This window comes from Vibrio sp. VB16, from assembly GCF_015594925.2.
In the GTDB taxonomy this organism is placed as follows: Bacteria; Pseudomonadota; Gammaproteobacteria; order Enterobacterales; family Vibrionaceae; genus Vibrio.
On the sequence record NZ_CP087590.1, the window covers coordinates 1,277,067 to 1,301,515 of the forward strand.

Annotated in this window: 23 protein-coding genes; 16 read left to right on the forward strand and 7 right to left on the reverse strand. The window is 42.1% G+C overall.

What is annotated here, in order from left to right:
- Positions 1–570 (reverse strand): PilZ domain-containing protein, encoded by a 570-nt coding sequence (locus IUZ65_RS06055; RefSeq protein WP_195702889.1) that lies wholly within the window; start codon positions 568–570, stop codon positions 1–3.
- Between the two features lie 177 nt (positions 571–747).
- On the opposite strand from IUZ65_RS06055, the gene lolC reads away from it, so the two are divergent.
- Positions 748–1,956, forward strand: coding sequence for a lipoprotein-releasing ABC transporter permease subunit LolC (gene lolC, locus IUZ65_RS06060; RefSeq protein ID WP_195702890.1), 1,209 nt, complete (start codon positions 748–750; stop codon positions 1,954–1,956).
- 90 nt (positions 1,957–2,046) lie between these two features.
- On the opposite strand, the gene IUZ65_RS06065 is transcribed toward lolC, so the two are convergent.
- A complete protein-coding gene (locus IUZ65_RS06065) occupies positions 2,047–3,936 on the reverse strand; it encodes a TRAP transporter permease (protein WP_195702891.1) in 1,890 nt (629 codons plus the stop codon).
- Positions 3,937–4,032: 96 nt separating this feature from the next.
- Entirely contained in the window at positions 4,033–4,965 is a 933-nt protein-coding gene (locus tag IUZ65_RS06070) for a TAXI family TRAP transporter solute-binding subunit (protein WP_195702892.1), read from the reverse strand.
- 317 nt (positions 4,966–5,282) lie between these two features.
- On the opposite strand from IUZ65_RS06070, the gene lolD reads away from it, so the two are divergent.
- Together lolD and lolE are read left to right on the forward strand one after the other, a co-directional pair.
- Positions 5,283–6,002, forward strand: coding sequence for a lipoprotein-releasing ABC transporter ATP-binding protein LolD (gene lolD / locus IUZ65_RS06075; RefSeq protein WP_229637993.1), 720 nt, complete (start codon positions 5,283–5,285; stop codon positions 6,000–6,002).
- A 1-nt stretch (position 6,003) separates the two neighbouring features.
- Complete coding sequence (gene lolE / locus IUZ65_RS06080; protein WP_195702893.1) at positions 6,004–7,251, forward strand: lipoprotein-releasing ABC transporter permease subunit LolE; 1,248 nt, start codon at positions 6,004–6,006, stop codon at positions 7,249–7,251.
- A 305-nt stretch (positions 7,252–7,556) separates the two neighbouring features.
- Here the strand turns inward: lolE and IUZ65_RS06085 are convergent, their stop codons facing one another.
- Complete coding sequence (locus tag IUZ65_RS06085) at positions 7,557–8,066, reverse strand: DUF2062 domain-containing protein (protein WP_195702894.1); 510 nt, start codon at positions 8,064–8,066, stop codon at positions 7,557–7,559.
- 8 nt (positions 8,067–8,074) lie between these two features.
- Here IUZ65_RS06085 and IUZ65_RS06090 point away from each other — a divergent pair, with 8 nt between their 5' ends.
- Genes IUZ65_RS06090 through kdsB form a run of 5 tightly spaced genes read left to right on the forward strand, consistent with a single transcriptional unit; the run spans position 8,075 to position 14,042 of the window.
- Positions 8,075–10,330, forward strand: a complete 2,256-nt coding sequence (locus IUZ65_RS06090) for a DNA internalization-related competence protein ComEC/Rec2 (RefSeq protein ID WP_195702895.1) — start codon at positions 8,075–8,077, stop codon at positions 10,328–10,330.
- A gap of 32 nt (positions 10,331–10,362) precedes the next feature.
- Entirely contained in the window at positions 10,363–12,114 is a 1,752-nt protein-coding gene (msbA, locus tag IUZ65_RS06095; protein ID WP_195702896.1) for a lipid A ABC transporter ATP-binding protein/permease MsbA, read from the forward strand.
- A 5-nt stretch (positions 12,115–12,119) separates the two neighbouring features.
- The gene (gene lpxK, locus IUZ65_RS06100) at positions 12,120–13,127 is read left to right on the forward strand and encodes a tetraacyldisaccharide 4'-kinase (protein ID WP_195702897.1); all 1,008 of its coding nucleotides are present in this window, start codon (positions 12,120–12,122) and stop codon (positions 13,125–13,127) included.
- On the forward strand, positions 13,108–13,287 hold the full coding sequence (locus IUZ65_RS06105; protein WP_195702898.1) for a Trm112 family protein: 180 nt from the start codon (positions 13,108–13,110) through the stop codon (positions 13,285–13,287). The genes lpxK and IUZ65_RS06105 overlap by 20 nt, the downstream gene beginning before the upstream one ends.
- Positions 13,287–14,042 (forward strand): 3-deoxy-manno-octulosonate cytidylyltransferase, encoded by a 756-nt coding sequence (kdsB, locus tag IUZ65_RS06110; RefSeq protein WP_195702899.1) that lies wholly within the window; start codon positions 13,287–13,289, stop codon positions 14,040–14,042. The genes IUZ65_RS06105 and kdsB overlap by 1 nt, the downstream gene beginning before the upstream one ends.
- Positions 14,043–14,102: 60 nt before the next feature.
- On the opposite strand, the gene IUZ65_RS06115 is transcribed toward kdsB, so the two are convergent.
- From IUZ65_RS06115 to IUZ65_RS06125, 3 genes are all read right to left on the reverse strand, one after another.
- Positions 14,103–15,617, reverse strand: coding sequence for a SpoVR family protein (locus IUZ65_RS06115; protein ID WP_195702900.1), 1,515 nt, complete (start codon positions 15,615–15,617; stop codon positions 14,103–14,105).
- Positions 15,618–15,628: 11 nt separating this feature from the next.
- Positions 15,629–16,900 (reverse strand): YeaH/YhbH family protein, encoded by a 1,272-nt coding sequence (locus IUZ65_RS06120; protein WP_195702901.1) that lies wholly within the window; start codon positions 16,898–16,900, stop codon positions 15,629–15,631.
- Between the two features lie 144 nt (positions 16,901–17,044).
- Entirely contained in the window at positions 17,045–18,979 is a 1,935-nt protein-coding gene (locus IUZ65_RS06125; RefSeq protein WP_195702902.1) for a PrkA family serine protein kinase, read from the reverse strand.
- A gap of 381 nt (positions 18,980–19,360) precedes the next feature.
- On the opposite strand from IUZ65_RS06125, the gene IUZ65_RS06130 reads away from it, so the two are divergent.
- The 8 genes from IUZ65_RS06130 to eutM (IUZ65_RS06165) all read left to right on the forward strand — a co-directional run bounded on the left by IUZ65_RS06130 (position 19,361) and on the right by eutM (IUZ65_RS06165) (position 24,425).
- Positions 19,361–20,059: a MipA/OmpV family protein gene (locus IUZ65_RS06130; RefSeq protein WP_195705018.1), complete on the forward strand. Its 699-nt coding sequence runs from the start codon at positions 19,361–19,363 to the stop codon at positions 20,057–20,059.
- Positions 20,060–20,413: 354 nt separating this feature from the next.
- Positions 20,414–20,767 carry an ethanolamine utilization microcompartment protein EutS gene (eutS, locus tag IUZ65_RS06135; RefSeq protein ID WP_195702903.1) on the forward strand — a complete coding sequence of 118 codons (354 nt, stop codon included), beginning with the start codon at positions 20,414–20,416 and terminating at the stop codon, positions 20,765–20,767.
- Positions 20,764–21,243: a EutP/PduV family microcompartment system protein gene (locus IUZ65_RS06140; protein ID WP_195702904.1), complete on the forward strand. Its 480-nt coding sequence runs from the start codon at positions 20,764–20,766 to the stop codon at positions 21,241–21,243. The genes eutS and IUZ65_RS06140 overlap by 4 nt, the downstream gene beginning before the upstream one ends.
- 34 nt (positions 21,244–21,277) lie before the next feature.
- Positions 21,278–21,988, forward strand: a complete 711-nt coding sequence (gene eutQ, locus IUZ65_RS06145) for an ethanolamine utilization acetate kinase EutQ (protein WP_195702905.1) — start codon at positions 21,278–21,280, stop codon at positions 21,986–21,988.
- 8 nt (positions 21,989–21,996) lie between these two features.
- On the forward strand, positions 21,997–22,800 hold the full coding sequence (eutT, locus tag IUZ65_RS06150) for an ethanolamine utilization cob(I)yrinic acid a,c-diamide adenosyltransferase EutT (RefSeq protein WP_195702906.1): 804 nt from the start codon (positions 21,997–21,999) through the stop codon (positions 22,798–22,800).
- A 1-nt stretch (position 22,801) separates the two neighbouring features.
- Positions 22,802–23,773, forward strand: coding sequence for a phosphate acetyltransferase (gene pta / locus IUZ65_RS06155; RefSeq protein WP_195702907.1), 972 nt, complete (start codon positions 22,802–22,804; stop codon positions 23,771–23,773).
- 24 nt (positions 23,774–23,797) lie between these two features.
- Complete coding sequence (eutM, locus tag IUZ65_RS06160) at positions 23,798–24,106, forward strand: ethanolamine utilization microcompartment protein EutM (protein WP_331275673.1); 309 nt, start codon at positions 23,798–23,800, stop codon at positions 24,104–24,106.
- Between the two features lie 40 nt (positions 24,107–24,146).
- Positions 24,147–24,425: an ethanolamine utilization microcompartment protein EutM gene (gene eutM, locus IUZ65_RS06165; RefSeq protein WP_229637994.1), complete on the forward strand. Its 279-nt coding sequence runs from the start codon at positions 24,147–24,149 to the stop codon at positions 24,423–24,425.
- The last annotated feature ends 24 nt before the right edge of the window (positions 24,426–24,449 follow it).

Consider the following 24,449-nt stretch of genomic DNA (forward strand, 5'->3'; position numbering starts at 1 on the left):
TTATCTGTTCTGACGGTCAATTGAACGTTGGCGTAATAATTTTTGTTGTTGATAGAGCGCCGCTTTAATCAACAAATCCTGATCGATTTCTCGAAGCAATTTATAGGTTAACGTTACTTCATAACCTAGTTCATCCTGATTACACTCAATGACTTCAGCGTAGCAGTATATTGCAGCAGGAGGATGGTCTAGGAAAAGCTTCACTCGTGCAAGCGATTCGACCGCGAACTCGTGCTCACTTTTAAAAGTGAACTGACTTGCACCAAAACTGGATGTATAGAACCGATGCTCTTCTTTATCTTGTTGCGCCAGCATAAAGGTGAGTAGCAGATTCAGTTTGCCGTTTTGATGGTCGAGAAGCTGAATAACATGTTTGAAATCGCTATTTTTTAGTTCACTCATTGCGCTTTCCGTCAAACTGTCAAGTTGACTAAATTCACTCGCGACGATGAATGGCGCTGGGATTTCTAAGATAAATGCACTTTGGCTAGGCAAGGTAAAGCCACTCTCAAGAGGCTCGACATTGGCAGTCAATTTGTGGTGGACAGTAAAAAATTCTTGTTGATCCATGCCTTAATTCCTTTTCTCTAACCTTTTGATTATCGTCATGTATGGCAACATAGCAAGAGCTGTAGTGTTTTCATTGCTGAAATCGTCGGTTTTTGTCTATTTGTATCAAATAGCGCTACAAACAGAGCCAATTAATCGTTACATTAATCCTATCCACAATCTTTGGTCTTCTTATCTATGTTTCATCCTGTTTCGGCTTTTATTGGTCTGCGTTATTTAATCGGTCGCTCTGGTGATCGATTTAGTCGTTTTGTTTCCATTATGTCGACCGTTGGTATCACTATCGGGGTGATGTCTTTAGTCACGGTTTTATCTGTGATGAATGGTTTTGAATCTCAGTTGAAGAACCGAATTCTCGGTGTACTACCACAAGCTGTGGTACACCAACAAGATGAAAAAACAGTCAATAGCGATCAACCGCCAGCATTTTTACAAGCGATACCCTATGTCACAAATATTGCGCCGATCGTCAGAAGTGAGGCTGTTATACAAAGCCCTGCTCAGCTTTCGGCAGGATTACTAATTGGGATTACGCCACTTGAACACGATCCAATTGGCGAGTATTTGATGGGGGGAAGTTTACGTGATCTTGAAGCCGGTAAATATCAACTATTCTTGGGCCATACGTTAGCAAGAAACATGAAGGTTTCGATTGGCGATAAGGTTCGTCTAATGGTGACTAGTGCCAGCCAGTTCACGCCATTAGGACGGATTCCAAGCCAGCGTAACTTTACGGTGTCTGGCGTGTTCAATACCGGTTCTGACGTAGATGGTCAGTTGATGATCGGTAATATTGAAGATGTTGGTAAACTGATGAAGTTCAAAACAGACACGATTTCAGGTTGGCGGCTATTTTTTGATGACCCGTTTGTCGTTTCGGAACTCTCCAATACCGCTTTCCCTGAAGGTTGGATGTGGAGCGATTGGCGAGAACAGCGAGGCGAACTGTTTCAAGCGGTAAGAATGGAAAAAAACATGATGGGTTTGATGCTGGGTCTGATTGTTGGTGTCGCTGCATTTAATATCATTTCAGCGCTTATCATGGTAGTGATGGAGAAGCAGTCTGAAGTCGCGATATTAAAAACCCAAGGGATGACTAATGGCCAAATCTTGGCGGTATTTATGGTGCAAGGTGCAAGCAGTGGCATTATTGGCGCATTGGTCGGGGGTGGGTTGGGTGTATTACTTGCCAGTAATCTAAACCAGATTCTAGGCGCGATGGGGGTGGCTTTGTTCGCGGCTGGCGGTCAGTTGCCAATCAGTATTGAACCTGTTCAAATTGCCGTGGTGATAGTACTGGCCATTTTACTGAGTCTACTCGCGACACTATTTCCATCATATAAGGCATCGTCAGTAAATCCTGCTGAAGCGTTAAGATATGAGTAGTTATTACCTACCTTTATGAAGAATAGTTGTGACAACTAAAAAGCACCACCGGCTAACAACTCGATGGTGCTTTTTAGTTTATGCTTCCGTTTAGGCGGTTTTTAGCGATTTCGATTTCTTTACATTGATCATTACCATAAAGCCTAATCCGATGATGCATGTAAACGTCACTATAGTACTTCCCAACGCAATACCAACTGCGATTGCTAGCCAAATCAGACGCTCTACTTTGGTTAGATACTCTACAAAAAAACCTTCGATACTGCCCGCAAAAGCGACAACCAATGCGATGGTACTTATGGTCGCAATACCAAATTCAACCATTTGACTGCTGTCAAAAATTAGCCCTGAAAACGCCATCATTAGCGGTATGAGGAAGAAACCTTGTGCCAGCTTAAATGCCTGAACCGCGGATTTCATCGGTGATGCTTTTGCAATACCTGCACCAGCAAATGCGGCTAACGCAATCGGTGGTGTTACATTGGAGGTCTGAGATAACCAAAACACAATCATATGAGCGGCCAACATGCTGATACCGAAATCGAGCAGTGTCGGAACGGCCATGATGGACAAGACAATGTAGGCCGCAGTAACGGGTAACCCCATACCCAAAATGACAGCCGCTAGCGCTATCAAAGCCATGGCTGCAAAGAGATGACCACCAGAAAGTGCGATTAAGAACTGGGTAAATTGAAGCCCAATGCCCGTTTGGCCAACCACGCCGACGACGATGCCAGCAGTACCACAGGCAAGCGAGATAGGTAACGCGAGAAAAGCGCCTTGTTTCATTCCTTCAAAGAATGTCGCTAAGGTGATCCGGCTGTGTTTTCTACACAGTGATGCGACCAATATGGCGGCACAACCTGCGATACCCACCAATACTGGCGAATAACTCATTAACAGCAGTGCCGTGATCAGTATTAACGGGACAAGAAAATGCCAACCTCTCTCCATGACTACTTTTATCTGTTCGACGCTGTCCATTCCTTTTAGACCCAGTTTACACGCCATGATGTGCACGTATAACAGGGTACAAGCGAAGTAAAGGATTGCAGGCATGATAGATACTAGTAAAATTTCGCTATAAGGAATACCCGTAAACTGAGCCATTACAAATGCACCGGCACCCATAACTGGTGGCATTATCTGTCCACCAGTAGAGGCTGCGGCTTCAATACCTGCAGCCTGTTCAGGTTTATAACCCAACTTCTTCATCATAGGAATAGTCAGGGAACCCGTTGTAACAGTATTGGCGATTGCCGACCCAGATATGGACCCTAATGCCGCAGACGCAATAACACTTGCTTTAGCTGGACCACCTCGGTATTTACCTGCAACAGCAAAGGCACTGTCTATGAAGAACTTACCGGCACCAGTTACCTGCAAGAAAGCCCCAAAGAGTACAAAAATAAATACCACGCCAGCGGCAATAGCAAGAGGTGCTCCAAATACACCGTTAGTAGAATAAATGTGGAATCGAATGATATCTTCTAGTGGAAAACCATTACTGGCGAACTGGTCGGGTAAATAGTTGCCATACATTGCATAAGCAAGAAAAATTAACGCAATGGCAACCATCACGAACCCAACGGTTCTGCGAGTGGCTTCCAATAACAAAACTATCGTGATACAACCTGCGAGCTTGTCATAGCCAACGATACCTTCTAATAAAAAGGTGATGTCGTCATAATCAAATACCGCGATTTGCCACGTGGCCCAAAATGCTAATACACAAAAAATAAGGTCTAACCCTCGTCCCGCTAAATAGAGAACAGGGTTATGTTTGTTAGAAATGATTGGGTGAGTAAGGAAAACTAAAATCATCACCCAACTAAGATGTATTGGTCGAAATATTGGCGCTGAAATATCAGCAGAGATCCCTTGCCAGATCTGAAATACAGATAAAGCGATAGCCGCGATAGCGGCTATTTTCATTAAAAGTTGGATAAGAGATTGCTGAATGGATAAAGCCTGCCGCATAAAAAAACTCCATTCTTTTGTACTACAAAACCGTCTCTATATAGCCAACTAATGGGTTGATATCGTTAGTTATATAGGTGATGTCACTATTTAAAGTTATTTCGATTGTTCATCAAAATATTTTTGTGCACCAGCGTGGATAGGTACACCACCAAGTCGATGCATGTTTTCTAATGTTGTATATTGAGTCACTTTAATGGCTTGGCGAACTTGGTCAATATTTTCGAACATAGATTTGGTCATATCATAAACCAATTTTTCATCGGCATTTTTATTAACGACAAGTACATTCCAGACCGCTGGAGTATTGAATGCGGCAACGTTATGGTAACTGTCAGCTGGAATGTCTAATGGCTGGAATGATGGTATTGCTTCTGAAATTGCGGCAAGCTGCTCAGGTGTAAATGAAAGCATGCGAATATCACGGGTTAGCGCTAACTCGGTAACTGCACCCACACCTAAACTACCAACAATTACGCCTGCATCTATCTGTCCGTTAGCAAGTGCTGACGTTGTCGCGGTGTAATTTAAGCTTTGAGATTTTAGTTCACTTTCATTGATTCCAAGTGCAGATAGAATGCCAATCGCACTCGTACGGGTACCAGAGCCCGGTGCGCCGAGAGAGACTTTCTTACCTTTTAAATCTTCGATGTTAGAAATATCTGAATCTGCTGGAACCATGAAATGAACAACGTTCGGGTACAGTGCCGATATAACGGCTACGTCCATTTTCTTCGGGAAAGGTTTAACACCTTCGTGTGCTTTTTGTACCACACTTCCCATAGCAATGCCGGCTAGCTGCTTGGAAGTTGCCACTTTGATACTGTTTTCTACAGAGCCTGCAGTTACTTCCGCTCTCATATTGAAATCTGGGATTGTCTCCCCCCAAATTTTCGCTAATGTTCCACCCAATGGATAATACGTGCCGCTTTGGCTACCTGTGCCAATAGTGTAATTTTCTGCTAATGCAGAGAATGAAAGAATCCCTGACGCGACGAGGGTAAGAACCTTTTTATTGATTGTTATCATTTAACATTTCCTTTTGTTTAAATAACGTATAGAAAAACGTACATCGAACAGCTTATACCGAGCAAGGCAATTTACCTTATTCGACTTTAGTCTATATGTGTATGAGTGCGTATTGTGTAGGCAAGCATCAGATATACGTTTTCGTTCCTCCAATTTGATGGTGAATATTGATAGTTGGAAGTTGCTATCGTCTTTCACACTTGGTCCGTTTGGCTTACACTAGACATTCTTCTATACGTGCACTCATGCTATTAAAGTGATTAATTATCTGCCCGTGCTATTATATTTCGTAACGTGTTGTTTTAACTGGATCAACTATGCCTGAATCAGATGTGAATTATCTTTTAAAATGTGAGTCAATTAGCAAAACCTATCGTGAAGGATCGATGGAGACTGAAGTCCTGAAAGGGGTAAGTTTCTCTATGCAGAAGGGAGAGTTAGTTTCCATCATCGGCACGTCAGGATCTGGAAAAAGCACACTTCTGCATATATTGGGGGCACTTGATGATGCGACTCAAGGTTCAGTGGAATTTTTAAGTCACAACTTGGCAGGCTTGAGCGCAAATAAACAGGCAAAGATACGTAATCGACATATTGGTTTTGTATACCAATTTCATCATCTTCTATCTGATTTTTCAGCGCTTGAGAATGTGGCAATGCCGTTATTAATCGGGGGTGAAAAGGCAGACGTTGCCAAAGGTAAAGCGGCCGAATTATTAGATAAAGTTGGTTTGTCTCATCGGCTTCAACATCGACCGTCCGAGCTTTCTGGTGGGGAACGACAACGTGTTGCGATTGCAAGGGCGTTGGTTAATAAACCCGATTTGGTATTGGCGGATGAACCTACAGGTAACCTCGATTATAAAACCGCAGTGGCAATTTATGACTTGATGCGCCAGCTTAACCAAGAGTCGGGAACCGCATTCTTAGTTGTCACTCACGACGGTGAGTTAGCGAGTAAAATGGATAGAAAATTGAATATGCAAGATGGCCTGTTGCTTAATAATCACCCTGTAGAATTGTCGGCGGAGGTGTAACTTGTTTCGTTCACTTTCTTTCTTTATTGGTCGTCGTTTTAGTGGTGGTAAGCAACGAAACAAAATGGTCTCCTTTATTTCTGTCTCTTCAACCATTGGTATTGCTGTTGGTGTTGCGGTCATTATTATTGGTCTTTCCGCAATGAATGGCTTTGAACGAGAGTTAAAGAATCGCGTTCTGTCCGTTGTCGCTCATGGTGAGTTTGAAGGTGTAAAGGGTGAAATCGTAGAATGGCGGAAGGTGATGGAACAAGCCAACGCGCATGAGAAAGTGAGTGCGGCGGCACCTTACGTTCGTTTTACCGCTTTGGCCGAACGAGGTCAGAATATTAAAGCCATTGAGGTTCGTGGTGTCGACCCGAAGTTAGAGTCTGCGGTCTCAAATCTGACGGATTTTATTCCTGCAGACGTATGGGCAGGGTTTCGAGCAGGCGAGAAACAAGTGGTCTTAGGGAAAGGAATCGCGGATAACCTTGGTTTAAAGAAAGGTGACTCGGTTACCTTGTTGATTCCTGTATTAAATGCATCGATTAATAAAGTACAAGCCCCAAGACGAGTGAGAGTGAAGGTGGCGGGTCTGTTGACGCTTGGTGGGCAGATTGACCACGCTTTAGCGCTTATTCCACTCAAAGATGCGCAAGAATATGCAAGATTAGGTGAGGCGGTAACAGGGGTTTCTATTAGAACGACCGATGTGTTTAATGCGCCATTGTATGTTAGGCAAATCGGCAATCAATTAGAAAGCTACGTCTATCTTAAGAGTTGGAAGCAGAAATACGGATATCTCTACAGAGATATCCAGTTAGTACGCACCATTATGTATTTGGTTATGGTGCTCGTGATAGGCGTTGCCTGCTTTAATATTGTGTCCACCTTGATGATGGCAGTGAAGGAAAGAGCATCAGAGATCGCAATTTTGCGAACAATGGGGGCATCAGATGGATTGGTTCGCCGAATCTTTGTTTGGCTTGGGGTTTTGTCTGGTGTTTTGGGAAGTATTGTTGGCAGTGTAGTAGGGGTAGTTGCGGCGCTAAACCTAACCTCTTTGATAAAGGGGCTGGAAACTGTATTAGGTCATCAGTTTCTCTCTGGTGATATCTATTTCGTTGATTTTTTGCCTTCTCAGGTTGAAAGCATGGACGTATTGATTGTTTCTGGTACCGCTATTATTCTTAGTTTATTGGCAACATGGTACCCCGCGACAAAAGCGAGCCAAATGAACCCAGCAAGAGTGCTGAGCTCTAAATAGGACCGCTGTAAAATAAAAAATCATGCCTAATCTTTTGTATGAATAACCATCATTTCAATGAAGTCACTCTTAAGAGTGACTTCATCTCCCCTGCGTAATTACGTCATCGCCATAAAGAATGGAAACGACACGTCATACGGATATACTTTAGAAAATAACGACGTCATAGACGTCTTTAAACAAACCGTCTTGTTTGCTTGAGATGGGCATCTCTATTTTATTTCGGCTAGCATGTGGTTTGCAAAATATAATGACACCTGCGTCGAAAGGTCAACGTTAAGTAGGGATGTTTTACGTACGAACGGTTATCTTGATTTTCTCTGCTGCCAACTTCTAACGACTGAGTATCGCCATAAACCTCGAATACCAAAATACCCTACGGATGCGGCTAATAAGCCACAAACCAAGCAACCTAAAAGAAAGGGCGGGCCTATGGTACTCATTTGGTTTATTAGAAAATCCCAAGAAAGTTCGAAGTGGAACCCTTGAGAAGGGATATGCAAGATGTGCGCGCCTACCTTATAACAAAAGTAAAACATGATCGGCATAGTGATTGGGTTGCTCACCCAAACTAGAGCGACAGATAGCGGTAGGTTGACGCCTAACATGATGGCCATTCCAGCTGACATGATCATCTGGCTTGGTAATGGAACAAAAGCCATAAATAAACCCAAAGCGAATGCGCCGGATGCAGAACGCCGGTTTAGACACCATAAATTAGGATTATAAAGCACATTGCCAAATATTTTGAGCGCCTTTTGACGCTTAATTAATTCGTGATCTGGCATAAAGCGCTGTATGAACTTTCTAGGCATTGTGACGAATGACTCTCTATTGCTACTACTGGAATATTATCGTTTTTATCGCGACCACTTTAACTTTTCCTTATTGGCCATATCCTTTAGCCATTAAAAGTGTCGTCGCTTTTCTTATCATCATTATAGTCAGTTACCAGATGCCTGCCTTTGGTTGGGCAAGAGGCTTTTTGTTGGCACTAAGTTTGATTTCTCTTCACAGTCATCTATTTCAGGTGAAGGTTGAATCTGTATTTCGCTTTGGAAATGATACTACTATAACGGCTCGCGTTGACAGCTTTTTTAAGAAAATAACGAGAGGTAATGAATACTTGCTTAGATTAGAGTCAGTTAATGGTGAAAAAATGCCATATTATTTCCAACCAAAGATCAAGTTAATTGCACCTGAAGAGGTAGAATTCAATCTAGGCGAACGCTGGGAGCTTGCGGTTAGCGTGAAACCAGTCATTGGTCGGCTTAACGAGGCCGGATTTGACCAAGAGAAGTATTATATCAGCCAAGGTTGGCATGCCAAGGCAAAATTAACTGATATTCGTTCAGCGAAAATGATGGAACCATCCCATTCCTTAAGGCTGAGATTCTACCGAATCGTTATACGCCATATAGAAGCGCTACCAAATAAAGCAATATTGTTGGCGTTGAGCTTTGGTGACCGCAATGATATATCCGCAGAACAATGGCAACAGCTTAAGGCAAGCGGCCTGATTCACCTTGTTGCTATTTCTGGGCTGCATATTGGTATTGCATACTTTATTGGTTGGAAAGTCGGATTTCTAGTGAGGTTGATTTTTCGGCACTGGTACAGCGCTCCATTGATCATTGCACTGTTATTTTCCGCCATTTATTCATGGCTGGCAGGTTTTAGTGTCCCGACAGTACGCGCCTTAATTATGTGTTGTATGTTAGGGGTGTTCTCGTATAAAAGGTTGCACTTCAGTTCTTGGCAGATACTTATTTTTACTATGGCTGGATTGTTGGTATTTGATCCTTTTTCGATACTTTCGGTGAGTTTTGGGCTTACATTTTTCGCTGTTGCTTGCATCTATGTCGTAATAAGTGTCAAGTTTTCCTCTCAATCTGATTGGTTTAAAGTGCTGATTTTTATGCCTTTAGCGCTGAGTGCGATCATGGTGCCTGTGACAAGTTACTATTTTTCTGGTTTTAGTTTGTCATCGAGTGTTTATAACTTCTTTTTTGTCCCCTTGTTTAGCTTCGCTATTGTTCCATTGTTGTTTGTGGCACTTTTGACCTCAATTACCATTCCAACGGTCGCGCCATATGTGTGGAAGATTGTTGATAGATTACTGGACGTGGTTAACTGGAGTATTCCGTTTGCGATGGACAGTTGGGTACATGTCCATCGAATGGCTTTAGTATCATTGACGGCTTTAGTGGTTTTTATATGCATTCGACCATTAATGAGAAGAGAGCATCAGATCGCGGTCTTCATAACGGTTTTCTTTGTTATCCAAAGTATGACGTTTAAGTCAAAAGCGATTTGGGAGGTTTCTGTTCTCGATGTGGGTCATGGTTTAGCGGTTCTGATAGAAAAAGGTAATCGGTATTTTTTGTATGATACGGGTGCTAAGTGGGAGACGGGTAGTATTGCTGAAATGATTATTGCCCCAGTGTTGAGGCGTCGAGGCGTAACCCGCCTAGATCTGCTGGCTATCAGTCATTTTGATTCGGATCATGCTGGTGGACGAGAGTATATTGAGAAGCAGTTTTCACCTAAGCAGAAGCTTAGTAGCCAGCATCTCGATGGCTATTTACCCTGTATCGATAAAACAGAGATGGAATGGAATGGTTTAACGCTCACGGTGGTTTGGCCTCCTAAAAGAGTTAAAAGAGCCTATAACCCCCATTCTTGTGTGATTAAGGTGACCGATGGGACAACGAGCGTACTACTCACCGGGGACATAGAAGCGGTAGGGGAGTTACTCTTAGCCCAACAAAAGGAAAGAATACGCTCGGATATTTTACTGGTGCCTCACCATGGCAGTAAAACCTCGTCAACCAACTATTTTTTGGATGCAGTTGGAGCAAAAGTTGGATTGGCATCCGTTGCTAAAGGCAATCAATGGGGCCTACCCGACAATAGAGTGGTGACTCGATATATAGATCGTGGTGCAATTTGGCTGGATACGGGAGAAAGCGGACAGATATCAATAGTGTTTTCTCGTGAAGGCTGGAAAATAATGACTAAACGAAGTAGACAATCACTGACTTGGTATAGGCAGATACTGCGTAAGGGGGTAGAATAAGAGGTTAATTAACTTAAAAATAACGTGTTCCTATGTCTGTTGATACCCATGATGAGACGACACTACAAACGTTTAAGCGTTTGTGGACGTATATTCGAAATTATAAGTCTGGTCTTATCGTTGCTGTTTTTGCGTTAGCAATAAACGCCGTCTCTGATACCTATATGATCTCATTGTTAAAGCCTCTCCTTGATGAAGGTTTTGGTGATGCTGAGTCTGATTTTCTAAAAGTATTGCCGTTTATTATTTTAGGTGTAATGGTTATTCGTGGATCCAGCGGTTTTGTGTCTGATTATTGTATGAGCTGGGTCTCAGGCAATGTTGTGATGACTATTCGTCGCAAATTGTTTAACCATTTCATGCATATGCCCGTTGCGTTTTTTGATCGTGAGTCTACGGGGGCCCTTCTATCTCGTATTACCTATGACTCTGAACAAGTATCGGCAGCAACCAGCAAAGCGCTTGTCAGCATTGTCCGCGAAGGTGTCAGTATCATTGGTTTGCTTTTCCTTATGTTTTGGAACAGCTGGCAGCTTTCTATTGTATTACTGGTTGTCGCTCCAGTTGTTGCGTTGGCGATAGGTGTGGTATCGAAACGTTTTCGTAAGATATCTAAGAATATGCAGACTGCAATGGGTGTCGTTTCAACCTCTTCCGAACAGATGCTTAAAGGGCATAAGGTAGTACTAAGTTATGGCGGACAAGCGATAGAAGAACAGCGCTTTGATAAAGTCAGTAATTCTATGCGCCAACAAACCATGAAGCTAGTTGCCGCACAAGCTATGGCGAATCCGATTATTCAGCTAATTGCTTCTTTTGCTATTGTGGTCGTACTCTACTTAGCGAGCATTGATTCTATTCGCAGTGAACTGACACCTGGTACGTTTGGTGTCGTATTTACTGCTATGTTTGGCATGATGAGGCCTTTAAAAGCGTTGACCAACGTTACGTCACAGTTTCAACGTGGTATGGCAGCATGTCAGACCCTTTTCGCTTTAATGGATCTTGAACCAGAGAAAGATAAAGGCACGCATAGTGTTGATAGAGCGGACGGAAAAATTGCGGTAGAAAACGTAACATTTACCTATCAAAGCAAGGACAAGCCGGCGCTAAATAAGGTTAGCTTTGATATCCCGGTGGGTAAAACTGTTGCACTAGTTGGACGTTCAGGTTCGGGGAAAAGCACGATCGCAAACCTGTTTACGCGTTTTTATGATGTGGACAGCGGTTCAATAAAACTTGATGGGTATGAGATCCAAGATTATACCTTAAAGAACCTACGCTCTCAGTTTGCTCTCGTGTCTCAAAATGTACACCTGTTCAACGATAGCATTGCAAACAATATTGCCTACGCAGCAGAATCGGAATATAGCCGGGAAGAGATCGTTAAGGCAGCCAAACTCGCTCACGCTATGGATTTTGTCGAGACAATGAAAGACGGCTTAGATACTGTGATCGGCGAGAATGGTGCTAGTCTGTCTGGAGGACAGAGACAGAGAATCGCGATTGCAAGAGCGCTTTTACGTGATGCACCGGTGCTGATCTTAGATGAAGCAACATCAGCTTTGGATACAGAATCTGAAAAAGCCATTCAGGCGGCATTAGATGAGCTGCAAAAGGACAAAACGGTACTGGTGATTGCGCATCGATTATCCACCATTGAGGGCGCAGACCAGATTCTTGTCGTTGATGAAGGGGAGATCATAGAGCGTGGGTCACATGCTGAATTAATAGCGCGAGATGGTGCCTATGCACAACTTCATCGTATACAGTTTGGCGAATAGCCTTCATGATTGAAAAGATATGGTTTGAGAATCATTTTTTAGGCTTGCTTTTGTGGCCCTTCCTATGGCCACTAAGTAAGATCTTTAAATGGGTTGCAAGCTCCCGTAGAGACCGTTTTCTTCAGAATAATGCTCAAAGCTATCGGGCGCCATTACCCGTTGTAGTGGTTGGCAATATTACCGCGGGTGGTAATGGTAAAACGCCGGTTGTAATCTGGTTGGTGGAAAAGCTACAAGAATTAGGGTTAAAGCCTGCTGTAGTTTCTCGCGGGTATGGAGGCAAAACCAGTCAATATCCACTTATTGTCAATGAGAAAACATCGACCAAAGAAAGTGGTGATGAACCAAAGCTGATATTTAAACGCACAGGTGCTCCCGTCGTTGTCGACCCTGTACGTTCAAACGCTGTGAAGGCTCTGCTTAATAGCGATGTCGACATCATCATTACCGACGATGGTTTACAACATTACGCATTGGCTCGTGATATTGAATTTGTCGTTATTGATGGCCAACGTCGTTTTGGTAATGAGTCATTTATACCACTTGGCCCCTTACGTGAAGGGCTTGATAGATTAAATAATGTGGATTTTATAGTGAACAATGGTGGGATGACTCGCGAAGGTGAAATCGCCATGACGCTCTATCCGGGTTTTGCTAAAAATTTGGTAACAGGTGAAGAAAAAATGGTAAGCGAGCTAGATAGATTGGTTGCATTTGCTGCTATTGGCAATCCTAATCGTTTTTTCAAAACACTCGATTCGCTTGGCGCCGACATTGTGAAAACACAGGGTTTTACTGACCATCAAGATTTTAAGCAGTCTGAGTTGTTTGAACTGCAACAACTTGGCTTGAATATGATTATGACCGAAAAAGACGCAGTTAAGTGTTCTTCGTATGCGAAAGAGAATTGGTGGTACCTACCAGTAACCGCGAGTTTCTCTCAGCAAGAAGAAAAGCAAATACTAGACAAAATATTGAATGTTAGGAATGAGTATGGATCACCGTCTGCTTGAGATTGTTGCTTGCCCAGTGTGCAAAGGTAAGCTGTTTTATGATGCTGAAAATCAAGAATTAATTTGCAAATTTGATCGTTTGGCTTATCCAATAAAAGAAGGTATTCCAGTTTTATTGGAACCAGAAGCGCGCACAATGGAAGTAGAAGAGGGTAGATAATGTCATTTACTGTTGTTATTCCGGCTCGGTATCAATCAAGTCGTTTACCCGGTAAACCGCTCGCCGATATTGGTGGTAAACCGATGATCCAATGGGTTTATGAACAGTCACTAAAGTCTGGAGCAGAACAGGTTATTATTGCTACGGATGATGAACGTGTCGAGGCCAAAGCGAGAGAGTTTGGTGCTCAAGTGTGCATGACCTCTCCTAATCATGAATCGGGTACAGAGCGTCTAGCAGAAGTTGTCGATAAGATGGGGATAAATAAAAATCAAATTATCGTTAATGTTCAAGGTGACGAGCCACTGATTCCGCCAAGTATTATTAGACAAGTTGCAGAAAATCTCGCTAAAAATAGCGTTGCTCCTATGGCAACGTTAGCGGTTGAAATTGCTGACGAAGATGAAGTATTTAATTCTAATGCAGTAAAAGTGGTGAGAGACGACAAGGGATTTGCGCTCTATTTTAGCCGAGCGTCCATTCCTTGGGATAGGGATAATTTTGCTAAAGATCCTAAAGCCATCAAACAGTCATTACTAAGACATATTGGCATCTACGCTTACCGAGCTGGGTTTATTGATACCTATATAAACTGGCAACCTAGTGTGCTAGAAAAAATTGAAAGTTTAGAGCAGCTTCGAGTACTTTGGTACGGTGAAAAAATTCACGTAGATGTGGCAATCGAATCTCCACCGGCTGGTGTGGATACACCAGAAGATTTACAAAAGGTGCGGGATATCGTTGCTAAGATGTAGTTATTAACACCCGATAGTTTTAGAAAAAGCCATCGGGTATTAATATTCTATTTTACTCTGTCAAGACTCAGCCTTATTCGGGCACGCACTAATTATGTTTCTACGGCCAGTTTCGGTTAACTCTTCTAGTACAATATCAAATCCCCATAATCGATACATATGTTTCAATACTTCATCGTGCCCATCGGCTAGAGGGACTCTATCATGAGGGATATATTGGAGCGTCATCGAGCGATCGCCTCTTACGTCCACATTCCAGACCTGAATGTTAGGTTCTATATTGCTTAAATTATATTGTGCCGCCAATTTTTCTCTTATTTTTCTGTAACCAGGATCATCATGAATATGACTGACCTCTATGAAATTTTGTCTGTCATCGTCCAAAACAGAAAACAGTTTGAAATCTCGAATCATTTTGGGAGAAAGATATTGGCTGATAAAACTCTCGTCTTTAAAGTTGTGCATTGCAAAGTGTAACGAATCTAACCAATTGGAACCGGCCAGATCAGGGAACCACTCCTTATCTTCATCGGTAGGGGACTCGCAGATACGTCGGATATCTTGAAACATCGCAAAACCAAGCGCGTATGGGTTTATTCCGCTGTAATACTGACTGTTGTAAGGGGGTTGTGCGATGACGTTGGTGTGGCTGTGAAGGAACTCAAGAATAAATTTGTCGGAGACAAGACCTTCATCGTAAAGGTGATTTAAAATCGTATAATGCCAGAAAGTTGCCCAACCTTCGTTCATGACTTGTGTTTGCTTTTGTGGATAAAAATATTGGCTTATTTTCCTTACTATACGAACGACCTCTCGTTGCCACGATTCCAATAGAGGTGCGTTTTTTTCGATGAAATAGAGTAAATTTTCTTGAGGTTCAGAAGGGAAACGTCGCTTCTCTTCTTCTGATATATCTTTGGATTTTGGAACAGTACGCCAAAGGTCATTCACCTGAGATTGCAAGTAAGCCTCGCGCTCTTCTTGGCGAATGGTTTCTTCTGCAATGGAAATTTTCTCCGGGCGTTTGTATCGGTCTACACCAAAATTCATCAGTGCATGACAAGAATCAAGTGTTTTCTCTACCTCATCAACGCCGTGCTTTTCTTCACATTCGGTTATATAGTTTCTGGCGAACAATAGGTAATCAATAATGGAACTGGCGTCTGTCCATGTTTGAAATAGGTAATTGCCTTTAAAAAAAGAGTTATGTCCGTAGCAGGCATGTGCCATGACGAGCGCTTGCATAGTGACGCTGTTTTCTTCCATCAGGTAGGCGATACAAGGGTCAGAGTTAATGACTATCTCATAGGCTAAACCCATCTGACCATGTTTATAATTTTGTTCGGTTTGGATGAATTTTTTACCAAATGACCAGTGGTGATAATTTATCGGCATACCAATACTTGAGTAGGCATCCATCATCTGTTCAGAAGTAATCACTTCAATTTGGTTTGGGTAAGTATCTAAACGGTAGTGCTCGGCGACTCGTTTTATCTCTTGGTGATACACCTCAAGCATATCAAATGTCCAATCTGGTCCGTCTGGTAACATTTTGCTGCTGTTCTTTTTTATCATTGCAATACTCCCTAAGCTGTTTCTTTTTTAAACAGCTCCCTAAATACAGGGAAGATATCTTCCACAGAGCGAATGTTTTTCATCGCGAAGTTATTCGATGTTTCTTTAATCTTCTCATATTCATGCCACAGAGTTTGGTGGCTCCTTTTAGTAATTTCAATGTACGAAAAGTATTGACAGGTAGGAAGTAAGCTATCTCGCAATAGCTCCTTACATTTTGGAGAATCATCCGCCCAGTTGTCTCCGTCAGACGCTTGCGCGGCATAAATATTCCATTCTCCTTGTGGATATCGTTCTTTAATGATCTTGTCCATCAGCTTTAGAGCACTGGACACGATAGTGCCTCCAGTCTCTTGCGAATAGAAGAATTCGTGTTCATCCACCTCTTTTGCTTGGGTATGATGTCGAATAAATATCACCTCTACATTTTCATAGGTTCGAGTTAAGAACATATACAACAAAACATAAAAGCGCTTGGCGATATCTTTTGTCGCCTGGTCCATTGAACCAGAAACATCCATTATACAGAACATGACGGCCTGGCTAGATGGGATCGGTCGTCTGTCGAAATTTTTGAATCGCAGGTCAAAACTATCAATAAATGGGACACTTGAAATTCGTCGTCTAAGCTCTGCTATTTCTGCTTCGATTCGTGACTCTTCGAGTGGTTGTGCGGGTTCATGTTTTCCAATTCGGTCTAACTCAAGCTCTAGTTCTTTGAGTAGACGTCGCTTGCCAGCTGTCATGGCCGTTCTGCGCGCAAGAGATTGTTGTAAAGAACGGACGATAGCAATATTAGAAGGAACCCCGGAAGTTTTGTATCCAGCGCGGGAGGTTTTCCATTCAATAATTTTATTTATCTGATTTTTTTCTAGATTAGGGAGCGCGAGGTCTTCAAACAATAAATCCAGATATTCATCCTTAGATATCTGGAAAACGAATTCGTCTTCACCTTCACCATCAGGACTGGCATTACCTTCTCCAGCACCACCACCGGAGTTACCTCCTTTTGGGCGCTCCATTTTGTCACCCTTGATGAACTGATCGTTTCCCGGATGGATACGTTCTCGTTTGCCGCCTTGTCCCTGATGAAAGGTCGGCTCTTTAATATCTTTATGAGGGATAGCAATATCCTCTCCACTCTCAATATCTGTAATGGAGCGGCGATTCACCGCATCGGCTATTGACTCTTTGATCCGCTCCTTATAACGACGCAAGAATCTTTGCCGATTGACAGTGCTTTTGTTTTTACCGTTGAGCCTTCTATCGATAAACTGCCCCATGAGTTACTCCTTGTAAACGCCATAGCGTAAGTATTCGCTCATCAATGAATGCATACAATGTGACGAGAACACTCCTTTCACTTGAAATAAATGCACTCGAGCGATGGTCAATCTACACATAGGCATTGGTTAAGGTCTAAGTAATTAAGAGGATTTACGAACGCGTAAATACCACTCAGACAGCAATCTTACTTGTTTCTTGGTGTAACCTTTCTCCATCATTCGAGCGACAAAATCATCATGTTTTTTCTGATCATCTGTCGATGTTTTTGCATTAAACGAGATAACGGGCAATAGCTCTTCTGTATTAGAGAACATTTTCTTTTCTATTACAGTGCGAAGTTTTTCGTAACTGGTCCAAACTGGGTTCGATCCTTTATTACTGGCGCGGGCACGCAATACAAAATTCACTATTTCGTTACGGAAATCTTTCGGGTTGCTGATGCCTGCTGGTTTTTCAATTTTTTCTAACTCACTGTTAAGCGCTGACCTGTCAAATAATTGGCCGGTTTCCGGGTCGCGATACTCCTGATCTTGTATCCAAAAGTCTGCATAAGTGACGTAACGGTCAAAAATATTCTGGCCATACTCTGAATAGGACTCTAAATAAGCGGTCTGTATCTCTTTTCCGATGAACTCAATATATTTAGGTACCAAATATCCTTTTAAAAACTCTGTGTATTTTTCTGCTAACTCCGCTGGGAATTGCTCGCGTTCAACTTGTTGCTCTATGACGTAGAAGAGGTGTACCGGATTGGCTGCGACTTCTGTTTGGTCAAAGTTAAACACTCGAGACAGGATCTTAAATGCAAAGCGTGTCGATAACCCTGACATACCTTCATCGACACCAGCAAAGTCTCGATACTCCTGATAACTTTTTGCCTTTGGATCGGTATCCTTGAGCGTTTCACCATCGTAAACCCGCATTTTGGAGAATAGAGATGAATTTTCTGGATCTTTAACTCGAGAGAGGATACTGAATTGCGCCAGCATTTCTAAGGTACTTGGTGAACACGGTGCTTTGTAGAGTTCACTGTGTTCTAACAGTTTTTTGTAGATTTTAATTTCTTCAGAAACTCTTAAGCAATATGGTACTTTGACAATATAAACGCGATCTAGGAACGCCTCATTATTCTTATTGTTTCTAAAGGTTTGCCATTCAGATTCGTTGGAGTGGGCGAGTATCATGCCATCGAAGGGTAGTGCTGAAAGCCCCTCGGTACCATTGTAGTTTCCTTCTTGTGTTGCAGTTAGTAGTGGGTGCAACACCTTGATTGGTGCTTTGAACATTTCCACAAACTCCATTAAGCCTTGGTTGGCTTTACAAAGTGCACCTGAATAACTGTACGCATCTGGGTCATCTTGTGAATAGTGCTCCAACTGTCGGATATCGACTTTACCAACCAGCGATGAGATATCTTGGTTGTTTTCATCACCCGGCTCAGTCTTTGCAACACCCACTTGGTCCAAAATAGAAGGACGTAATTTAATTACGGTGAACTTACTGATGTCTCCACCAAATTCGTGCAGTCTTTTCGCCGCCCATGGTGACATAATTGATCGTAGGTATCGTTTTTCAATACCGTAGTCTTTCTTTAGTAATGTGGCGTCTTCTTCAGCATTAAATAAACAGAAAGGATGGTCGTTAACCGGGCTACGTACTCCGTTTGCGGCAAGTATATAAATTGGGCACTGTTCCATTAGCGCTTTGAGTTTTTCAGCCAATGAGGATTTACCCCCACCAACGGGTCCCAATAGATATAGAATTTGTTTTCGTTCTTCTAAACCCTGAGCGGAATGCTTTAAGTAAGAAACGATCTGCTCAATCGCGTCTTCCATACCGTAGAAGTCCTCAAAGGTTTTGTATCGAGAAATGACACGATTAGAGAAAATGCGGCTCAATCGTGGATCGTGAGCGGTATCAATAACTTCTGGTTCGCCTATCGCAAGTAAAAGGCGTTCGGCTGCATTCGCGTAAGCACTTTTATCTTTTTGACAAAGTGATAAAAAATCCTGTAATGAAAGCTTCTCGTCCTTGGCCGCTTCATAACGCGCCTGATAATGGTCAAAAATACTCATGCTTTACCCCTCCAAAACCGTCAAACAGACAACAGCAAAATAGTAATCCTTCATTAACTAAGACTAGTCGTTGTTTTGAGATAATGTTTAACAATTATGTATTTATTTATACTTTTTTCGAATAATGGTGTTGATTGATAACCCAAAAGTATGGGTTATATGAGTCACATTTTAGATGTCTATTTCTAGTAGAAAATATGTAAAATTTCTGGTCAGTAGCATTGGTAGTAGTTATGATTTGCAAGCTTGTTGTTAGATGAAGTTATTCGGATATAAACAAGCATTTAAATGCTAGGTTGATTCTAATGATAAGGTTGAGCCGTGAGAAATTTTAATAAAATAGCAATATTGAGTGTAATTGCACTAAATAGTTCTTTTGCAATGGCTAGTCCGTCGCCATGGTCAGTTGGTGTTGGTGCTGCCTATTCTCCTAAGGTCTATAAAGGAACACCAACCAATAAAACCGTCATTCCTATTCTTGGTTACGAAGGCGAGAACTTTTTTTTTAGAGGGTTTAACGCGGGATATCGATTCAATCCGAGAGGGTCGACTCATAACTTCATACTAAGAGCGATTTACGACCCGAGGACTTTTAAGCCGGGTGATTCTGATATTGCCAATATGAGGTTACTCGATGAAAGAGAAGACACCGTTTTAGCGGGTGCTAGTTATCAGTATTTGACACCTGTTGGGCTGTTTGAAGCCGCGTTAGGCGCAGACATACTTGGTGTGCACAATGGACTATATGGCGAGTTAGCGTGGCGATTTCCTCTCCGGTTTAGCGGCGGTGGTATCACTCCTGCCATAGGTTACTCATACAATGACAACAAAATGAATCAACACTTATATGGTGTCTCACAGCAAGAGTCAGATAAGACGGGTGGGGATATAAGTGAGTTTGATATTAACGGAAGCGGGCAGTATTTCGTCGGTGTTAGTGGTTACGTTTTCTTGAGCAGAAGTGTGATGGTTCGGGGCGGTGTAAGGTACACCAATCTAGAAGGTGATATAGAAAAAAGCCCACTCTTAGATTCTACGGATTCTACCACCGCGAATATTGGAATTACCTATTCCTTCTAAATCTATTGTTAATGAAATCAGAATAACAATGATCTACATCAATAAATATATTTAATAGATTTGTTGATGTAGACCTTTCCAAATATACAATGTGCTCATGTAATAGTACGTATTATATGGGGATGTATAAACATATATTTTACTGTTCGAATTAAATGAGTGTTGGGTTGAAATATTTTTACATAAATTAGCTTAATTTTTCTTTATATTGCCTAGTCTTATTCCTTATTGTGATTTCTATCTCTTAATTTAACTTTCGAAATAATAACAAATAATTATTTGAGATAAGTATCACATCTAATATAGAAGATTGGCGTTATTGTAAAAAAAACAAACAGATAGTGAGTGGTTTAAATGAACCATGAATTTGGTGACCCAATAGATAGGGTTGTACAAGAATATGTGCCCGGAAAGCAGATAACGCTAGCGCATATGGTTGCAAACCCAACAGAAGAACTTTGTGAACGGATTGGAGTTGTCCATAACGAAGCTATTGGGATACTAACGTTGACTCCGGGTGAAACAGCTATCATTGCTGGTGATATCGCCACCAAATCGGCAAACGTGGGCATAGGTTTCTTAGATAGATTCTCAGGTTCACTTGTCATTACAGGCTCTGTAGGGTCAGTGGAGGTCGCTCTTGAAGAGGTACTGAGGACTCTGGCTGGTGATTTGTGCTATACAACCTGCAAGGCAACTCGCACATGAGTGAGCTCCTTCATGAAGGTGCTAGTACATTACCTACTAATTTTGCCGTAATCGGGGAAGTCGATGCTGGCAAGTCAGCATTGATTACACGTTTGGTTAATCCGCAAGGAAACCAAAGGAAAACACAAACGCCAATTTATTATTCTGGTTGCGCGATAGATACCCCAGGTGAATATGTAGATAACCGAGCATGGAATGGTCCTTTGCTGTCAACGATCTCGTCAGTAAATACAATTGTCTATTTGCAACCAGCAAATGCAAAAAGATTTTCTGTGCCTGAAGGTTTATTAAGGGTTTACCCTAATAAACGTATTGTTGGTGTTATCAGTAAGGTGGATATGGATAATGCTGACGTAGATAAAGCTGAGCGATTTTTGATAAGAAATGATATTGAAGGTCCTTATTTTCATATATCTATTTTCGATGAAGAATCTGTAAATAAATTAAGAATTTTTTTGTGCAGTTTAAATAAATAAAGCCTTATATAATAAGGCTGTCAAGGTGAAGTTGATGAAAAAATTAATTACTGCTAATGATGTACGCGACGCTAATGCAAAAAGTATAAAAGAGATCGCTACAAAAGCAGGGTTTACTATTGTTACGCCGGAAGCCTATGACGTTGCGAAAACATTCGGGATATCTCTAATCGAAGAGGGGTCCAATGCTATACCGACGAAGCCGAATGAAATAACTGTACAAAAGGACTCATCACTAACTCCTCCCTCTCCTAAGCAACAAACATTACACAAAATTAAGGATGAAATTCAATCGAGAGTCGGTGGCAATGTGGAAAGCGACTTGATTGAGTCATTGATCAAAAAAGCAATGGCAGATTTCAATGTAAAAGCACCGACATGCCCACGCCAGATCAATGATGATGGTATTGTTTTAGTACGTGGTAATTCGGTAGAGCTTGATGTATTTGATGGTGCGCCAGGTAAAAATATAGGGTTAACCGATGTGATCGGAACCGCACAAAATAGTACGTTAGGTGTTGGTTACATGGGATGGGAGAAAGCGTTTTTTCCTTGGACACTCAACTACGATGAGGTCGATGTGGTACTTGAAGGTGAATTGCATGTCAAAACGCCATCTGGCACAACGATAGGTAAGCCTGGTGATGTTATTTTCATTCCGAAAGGAAGCAGTATTGAATTTGGCACACCGACGCATGTTCGTTTTGTTTATGTCGCATATCCTGCAGACTGGTCAGAGCAATAGGTGGCGTAATGAATACCTTCATTACTGAGGATTTTCTGCGAGCCGAGTTTGGCTTAGCATATGGAAGTGAAGTGCATCTTTCAAAGGGATCTCGCTTTACGCCTTCTGCTGCAGCATTACTATCAGAGCGTAAGATAACGATTCGTTATGTGAACGAACAAGGTGAAGTCTTTGTTCCTCAGCATGACGGTTCAGGTATTGAAAAAGTACACCCATTAAAAGTAAATAACCAAAAGCCACAGAATGATTGTTGGGCGTGCGGAAGTGATATCACTGACAAACCGTCATATATGACGCATCTAGATGACCAAGTTCTTGTACCAAAAAATCATCCCCGTATAGCGCTTAGAGGAAAGATAGATACCACTATTTGTTTGTGTGTTGAAGCGCAGTGTGTTTTGCAAGAGCAACCACTCTTCATCACTCATGCAATGTCCGATATTCGCTCCTACCTTGGACAGCTATTGAAATCTGAGGTTACTGGTGAACCACTATCTCTTCCTTCTTTTGGCGATATTGATTCTGAAATCATCCATAAGTGGTCACACAATCCATTAAAATATTTAGGCTACGACCACATGTTACCGGAAGAAAGATTTGGTTTGGATGTCGCTAAGCTCAATACATTGAGAGCCTCTATTCGAGAACTAGAATTGCAAGCGAGTCGAGTATTTATTGATATAAGTATGCGCTTGGAAAGGGAAGATATTGTTGCGGGGCTAAACCGTCTATCCAGTGCTGTTTATGTGGTGATGATATTGGTATGGCAATGTAAGAATGGTAACGAAAGCGTCTTAGAGAGATTGAAATAACATGGAAATTCTAGAGCAATGTAGACACAAATGTCGTCAAGCTCCTAAGAGAATCGTCTTTCCCGATACGGACGATGTGAGGCTTCTTCATGCTGCAAATGAACTGAAGTTAAATGGGTTAGCTGAGCCAATTATTCTTGGTAATCCGTTTATGCTTCGTGACCGATCTTATAAGGCAGGCATAGCAATGCCTTGTTTAACAACGTTGGCACCAGAAACCGCGGGCTGTTTTGATGAAATGGTTCAAATATTCGTCGATAAGCAACGCAAACCGATAACGATAGATGAAGCTCGAAAGCAGGTATCTAATCCCTTACAGTTTTCGGCACTTATGGTTGATCAAGGTTATGCCGATATATGTATAGCGGGTAATTTGTCGACAACTGGCGATGTAATTCGCAGCGCAATTCGAGGTATCGGTGTCGCTCCTGGTAGCAAAACAGTATCGAGTTTTTTCTTAATGTTGTCCCCCGATGGTACGAAGACCCATGCCTTTGCTGATGCTGGAGTTATTCCTTTACCTACAACGGAACAGCTTGCGGATATCGCAGTTGATACGGCTAATAACTTTCAACGATTAACCGGTATCGAACCTCGTGTTGCGATGCTGTCATTTTCTACTAAAGGTAGTGCTTCACACCCCGCAGCAAGTAAAATTTCTGAAGCAACAGAATTAGTTAGGCAACGCTGCCCTAATCTCATCATTGACGGTGAAGTTCAATTTGATGCCGCTATAGAGCCTTTAGTCGCCGCCCAAAAAATGCCAAATAGTCCACTAGGTGGAATGGCAAATGTATTTATTTTCCCTTCTTTAAGTGCTGGCAACATTGCTTATAAAGTTGCACAGCGTTTAGGGGGGTATATTGCTCTGGGACCGATGTTGCAAGGGTTAGCAAAACCCATGCATGATCTGTCTCGGGGTTGCAGTTCCGACGATATCGTCGATATATCAGTACTTACGTCATGTATGTAATTAATGTGAATAAACGTTAGGAGAATTCAAATGGAAGCTCTAGGCATTATAGAAACAAAAGGTCTAACCGCACTTATCGAAGCATCTGATGCAATGGTAAAAGCGGCACGTGTTGAGTTAGTTGGCTACAAGCAAATTGGCTCAGGTTTAGTAACGGCAATGGTGCGAGGTGATGTGGCGGCTTGTAAAGCAGCAACAGATGCAGGTGCAGCAGCAGCGCAACGTCTAGGCGAAGTCGTAGCGGTTCACGTTATTCCTCGTCCACATGGTGATTTGGAAGCTATTTTCCCAATAACTCAGGCGCCAGCACCAACACCGGCAGCTAAAAAATAAACTATTTTACGAAAAACAATGAATTTATGAGGAAATGCTAATGGATGCGTTAGGCATTATAGAAACAAAAGGGCTTACCTCCTTAATCGAAGCTTCTGATGCGATGGTAAAAGCGGCTCGTGTTGAGTTGGTTGGTTATGAGCAAATAGGCTCCGGTTATGTAACGGCGTTGGTACGTGGCGATGTTGCTTCTTGTAAAGCGGCTACAGACGCAGGTGCTGTCGTTGCACAAAAATTGGGCGAACTCGTTGCGGTTCATGTCATTCCAAGGCCTCACCAAGATCTTGAGAATGTGTTCCCTATTTCTTTGAAAAAATAAGTTGCGCGTCGCCTCCTTGCTAGG

Excerpts from the sequence above, each read along its gene's own strand:
- IUZ65_RS06055 (WP_195702889.1), bottom strand. The coding sequence starts at position 570 with ATGGATCAACAAGAATTTTTTACTGTCCACCACAAATTGACTGCCAAT.
- lolC (WP_195702890.1), top strand. The coding sequence starts at position 748 with ATGTTTCATCCTGTTTCGGCTTTTATTGGTCTGCGTTATTTAATCGGT.
- IUZ65_RS06065 (WP_195702891.1), bottom strand. The coding sequence starts at position 3,936 with ATGCGGCAGGCTTTATCCATTCAGCAATCTCTTATCCAACTTTTAATG.
- IUZ65_RS06070 (WP_195702892.1), bottom strand. The coding sequence starts at position 4,965 with ATGATAACAATCAATAAAAAGGTTCTTACCCTCGTCGCGTCAGGGATT.
- lolD (WP_229637993.1), top strand. The coding sequence starts at position 5,283 with ATGCCTGAATCAGATGTGAATTATCTTTTAAAATGTGAGTCAATTAGC.
- IUZ65_RS06085 (WP_195702894.1), bottom strand. The coding sequence starts at position 8,066 with ATGCCTAGAAAGTTCATACAGCGCTTTATGCCAGATCACGAATTAATT.
- IUZ65_RS06090 (WP_195702895.1), top strand. The coding sequence starts at position 8,075 with ATGACTCTCTATTGCTACTACTGGAATATTATCGTTTTTATCGCGACC.
- msbA (WP_195702896.1), top strand. The coding sequence starts at position 10,363 with ATGTCTGTTGATACCCATGATGAGACGACACTACAAACGTTTAAGCGT.
- lpxK (WP_195702897.1), top strand. The coding sequence starts at position 12,120 with ATGATTGAAAAGATATGGTTTGAGAATCATTTTTTAGGCTTGCTTTTG.
- IUZ65_RS06105 (WP_195702898.1), top strand. The coding sequence starts at position 13,108 with ATGGATCACCGTCTGCTTGAGATTGTTGCTTGCCCAGTGTGCAAAGGT.
- kdsB (WP_195702899.1), top strand. The coding sequence starts at position 13,287 with ATGTCATTTACTGTTGTTATTCCGGCTCGGTATCAATCAAGTCGTTTA.
- IUZ65_RS06115 (WP_195702900.1), bottom strand. The coding sequence starts at position 15,617 with ATGATAAAAAAGAACAGCAGCAAAATGTTACCAGACGGACCAGATTGG.
- IUZ65_RS06120 (WP_195702901.1), bottom strand. The coding sequence starts at position 16,900 with ATGGGGCAGTTTATCGATAGAAGGCTCAACGGTAAAAACAAAAGCACT.
- IUZ65_RS06125 (WP_195702902.1), bottom strand. The coding sequence starts at position 18,979 with ATGAGTATTTTTGACCATTATCAGGCGCGTTATGAAGCGGCCAAGGAC.
- IUZ65_RS06130 (WP_195705018.1), top strand. The coding sequence starts at position 19,361 with ATGGCTAGTCCGTCGCCATGGTCAGTTGGTGTTGGTGCTGCCTATTCT.
- eutS (WP_195702903.1), top strand. The coding sequence starts at position 20,414 with ATGAACCATGAATTTGGTGACCCAATAGATAGGGTTGTACAAGAATAT.
- IUZ65_RS06140 (WP_195702904.1), top strand. The coding sequence starts at position 20,764 with ATGAGTGAGCTCCTTCATGAAGGTGCTAGTACATTACCTACTAATTTT.
- eutQ (WP_195702905.1), top strand. The coding sequence starts at position 21,278 with ATGAAAAAATTAATTACTGCTAATGATGTACGCGACGCTAATGCAAAA.
- eutT (WP_195702906.1), top strand. The coding sequence starts at position 21,997 with ATGAATACCTTCATTACTGAGGATTTTCTGCGAGCCGAGTTTGGCTTA.
- pta (WP_195702907.1), top strand. The coding sequence starts at position 22,802 with ATGGAAATTCTAGAGCAATGTAGACACAAATGTCGTCAAGCTCCTAAG.
- eutM (WP_229637994.1), top strand. The coding sequence starts at position 24,147 with ATGGATGCGTTAGGCATTATAGAAACAAAAGGGCTTACCTCCTTAATC.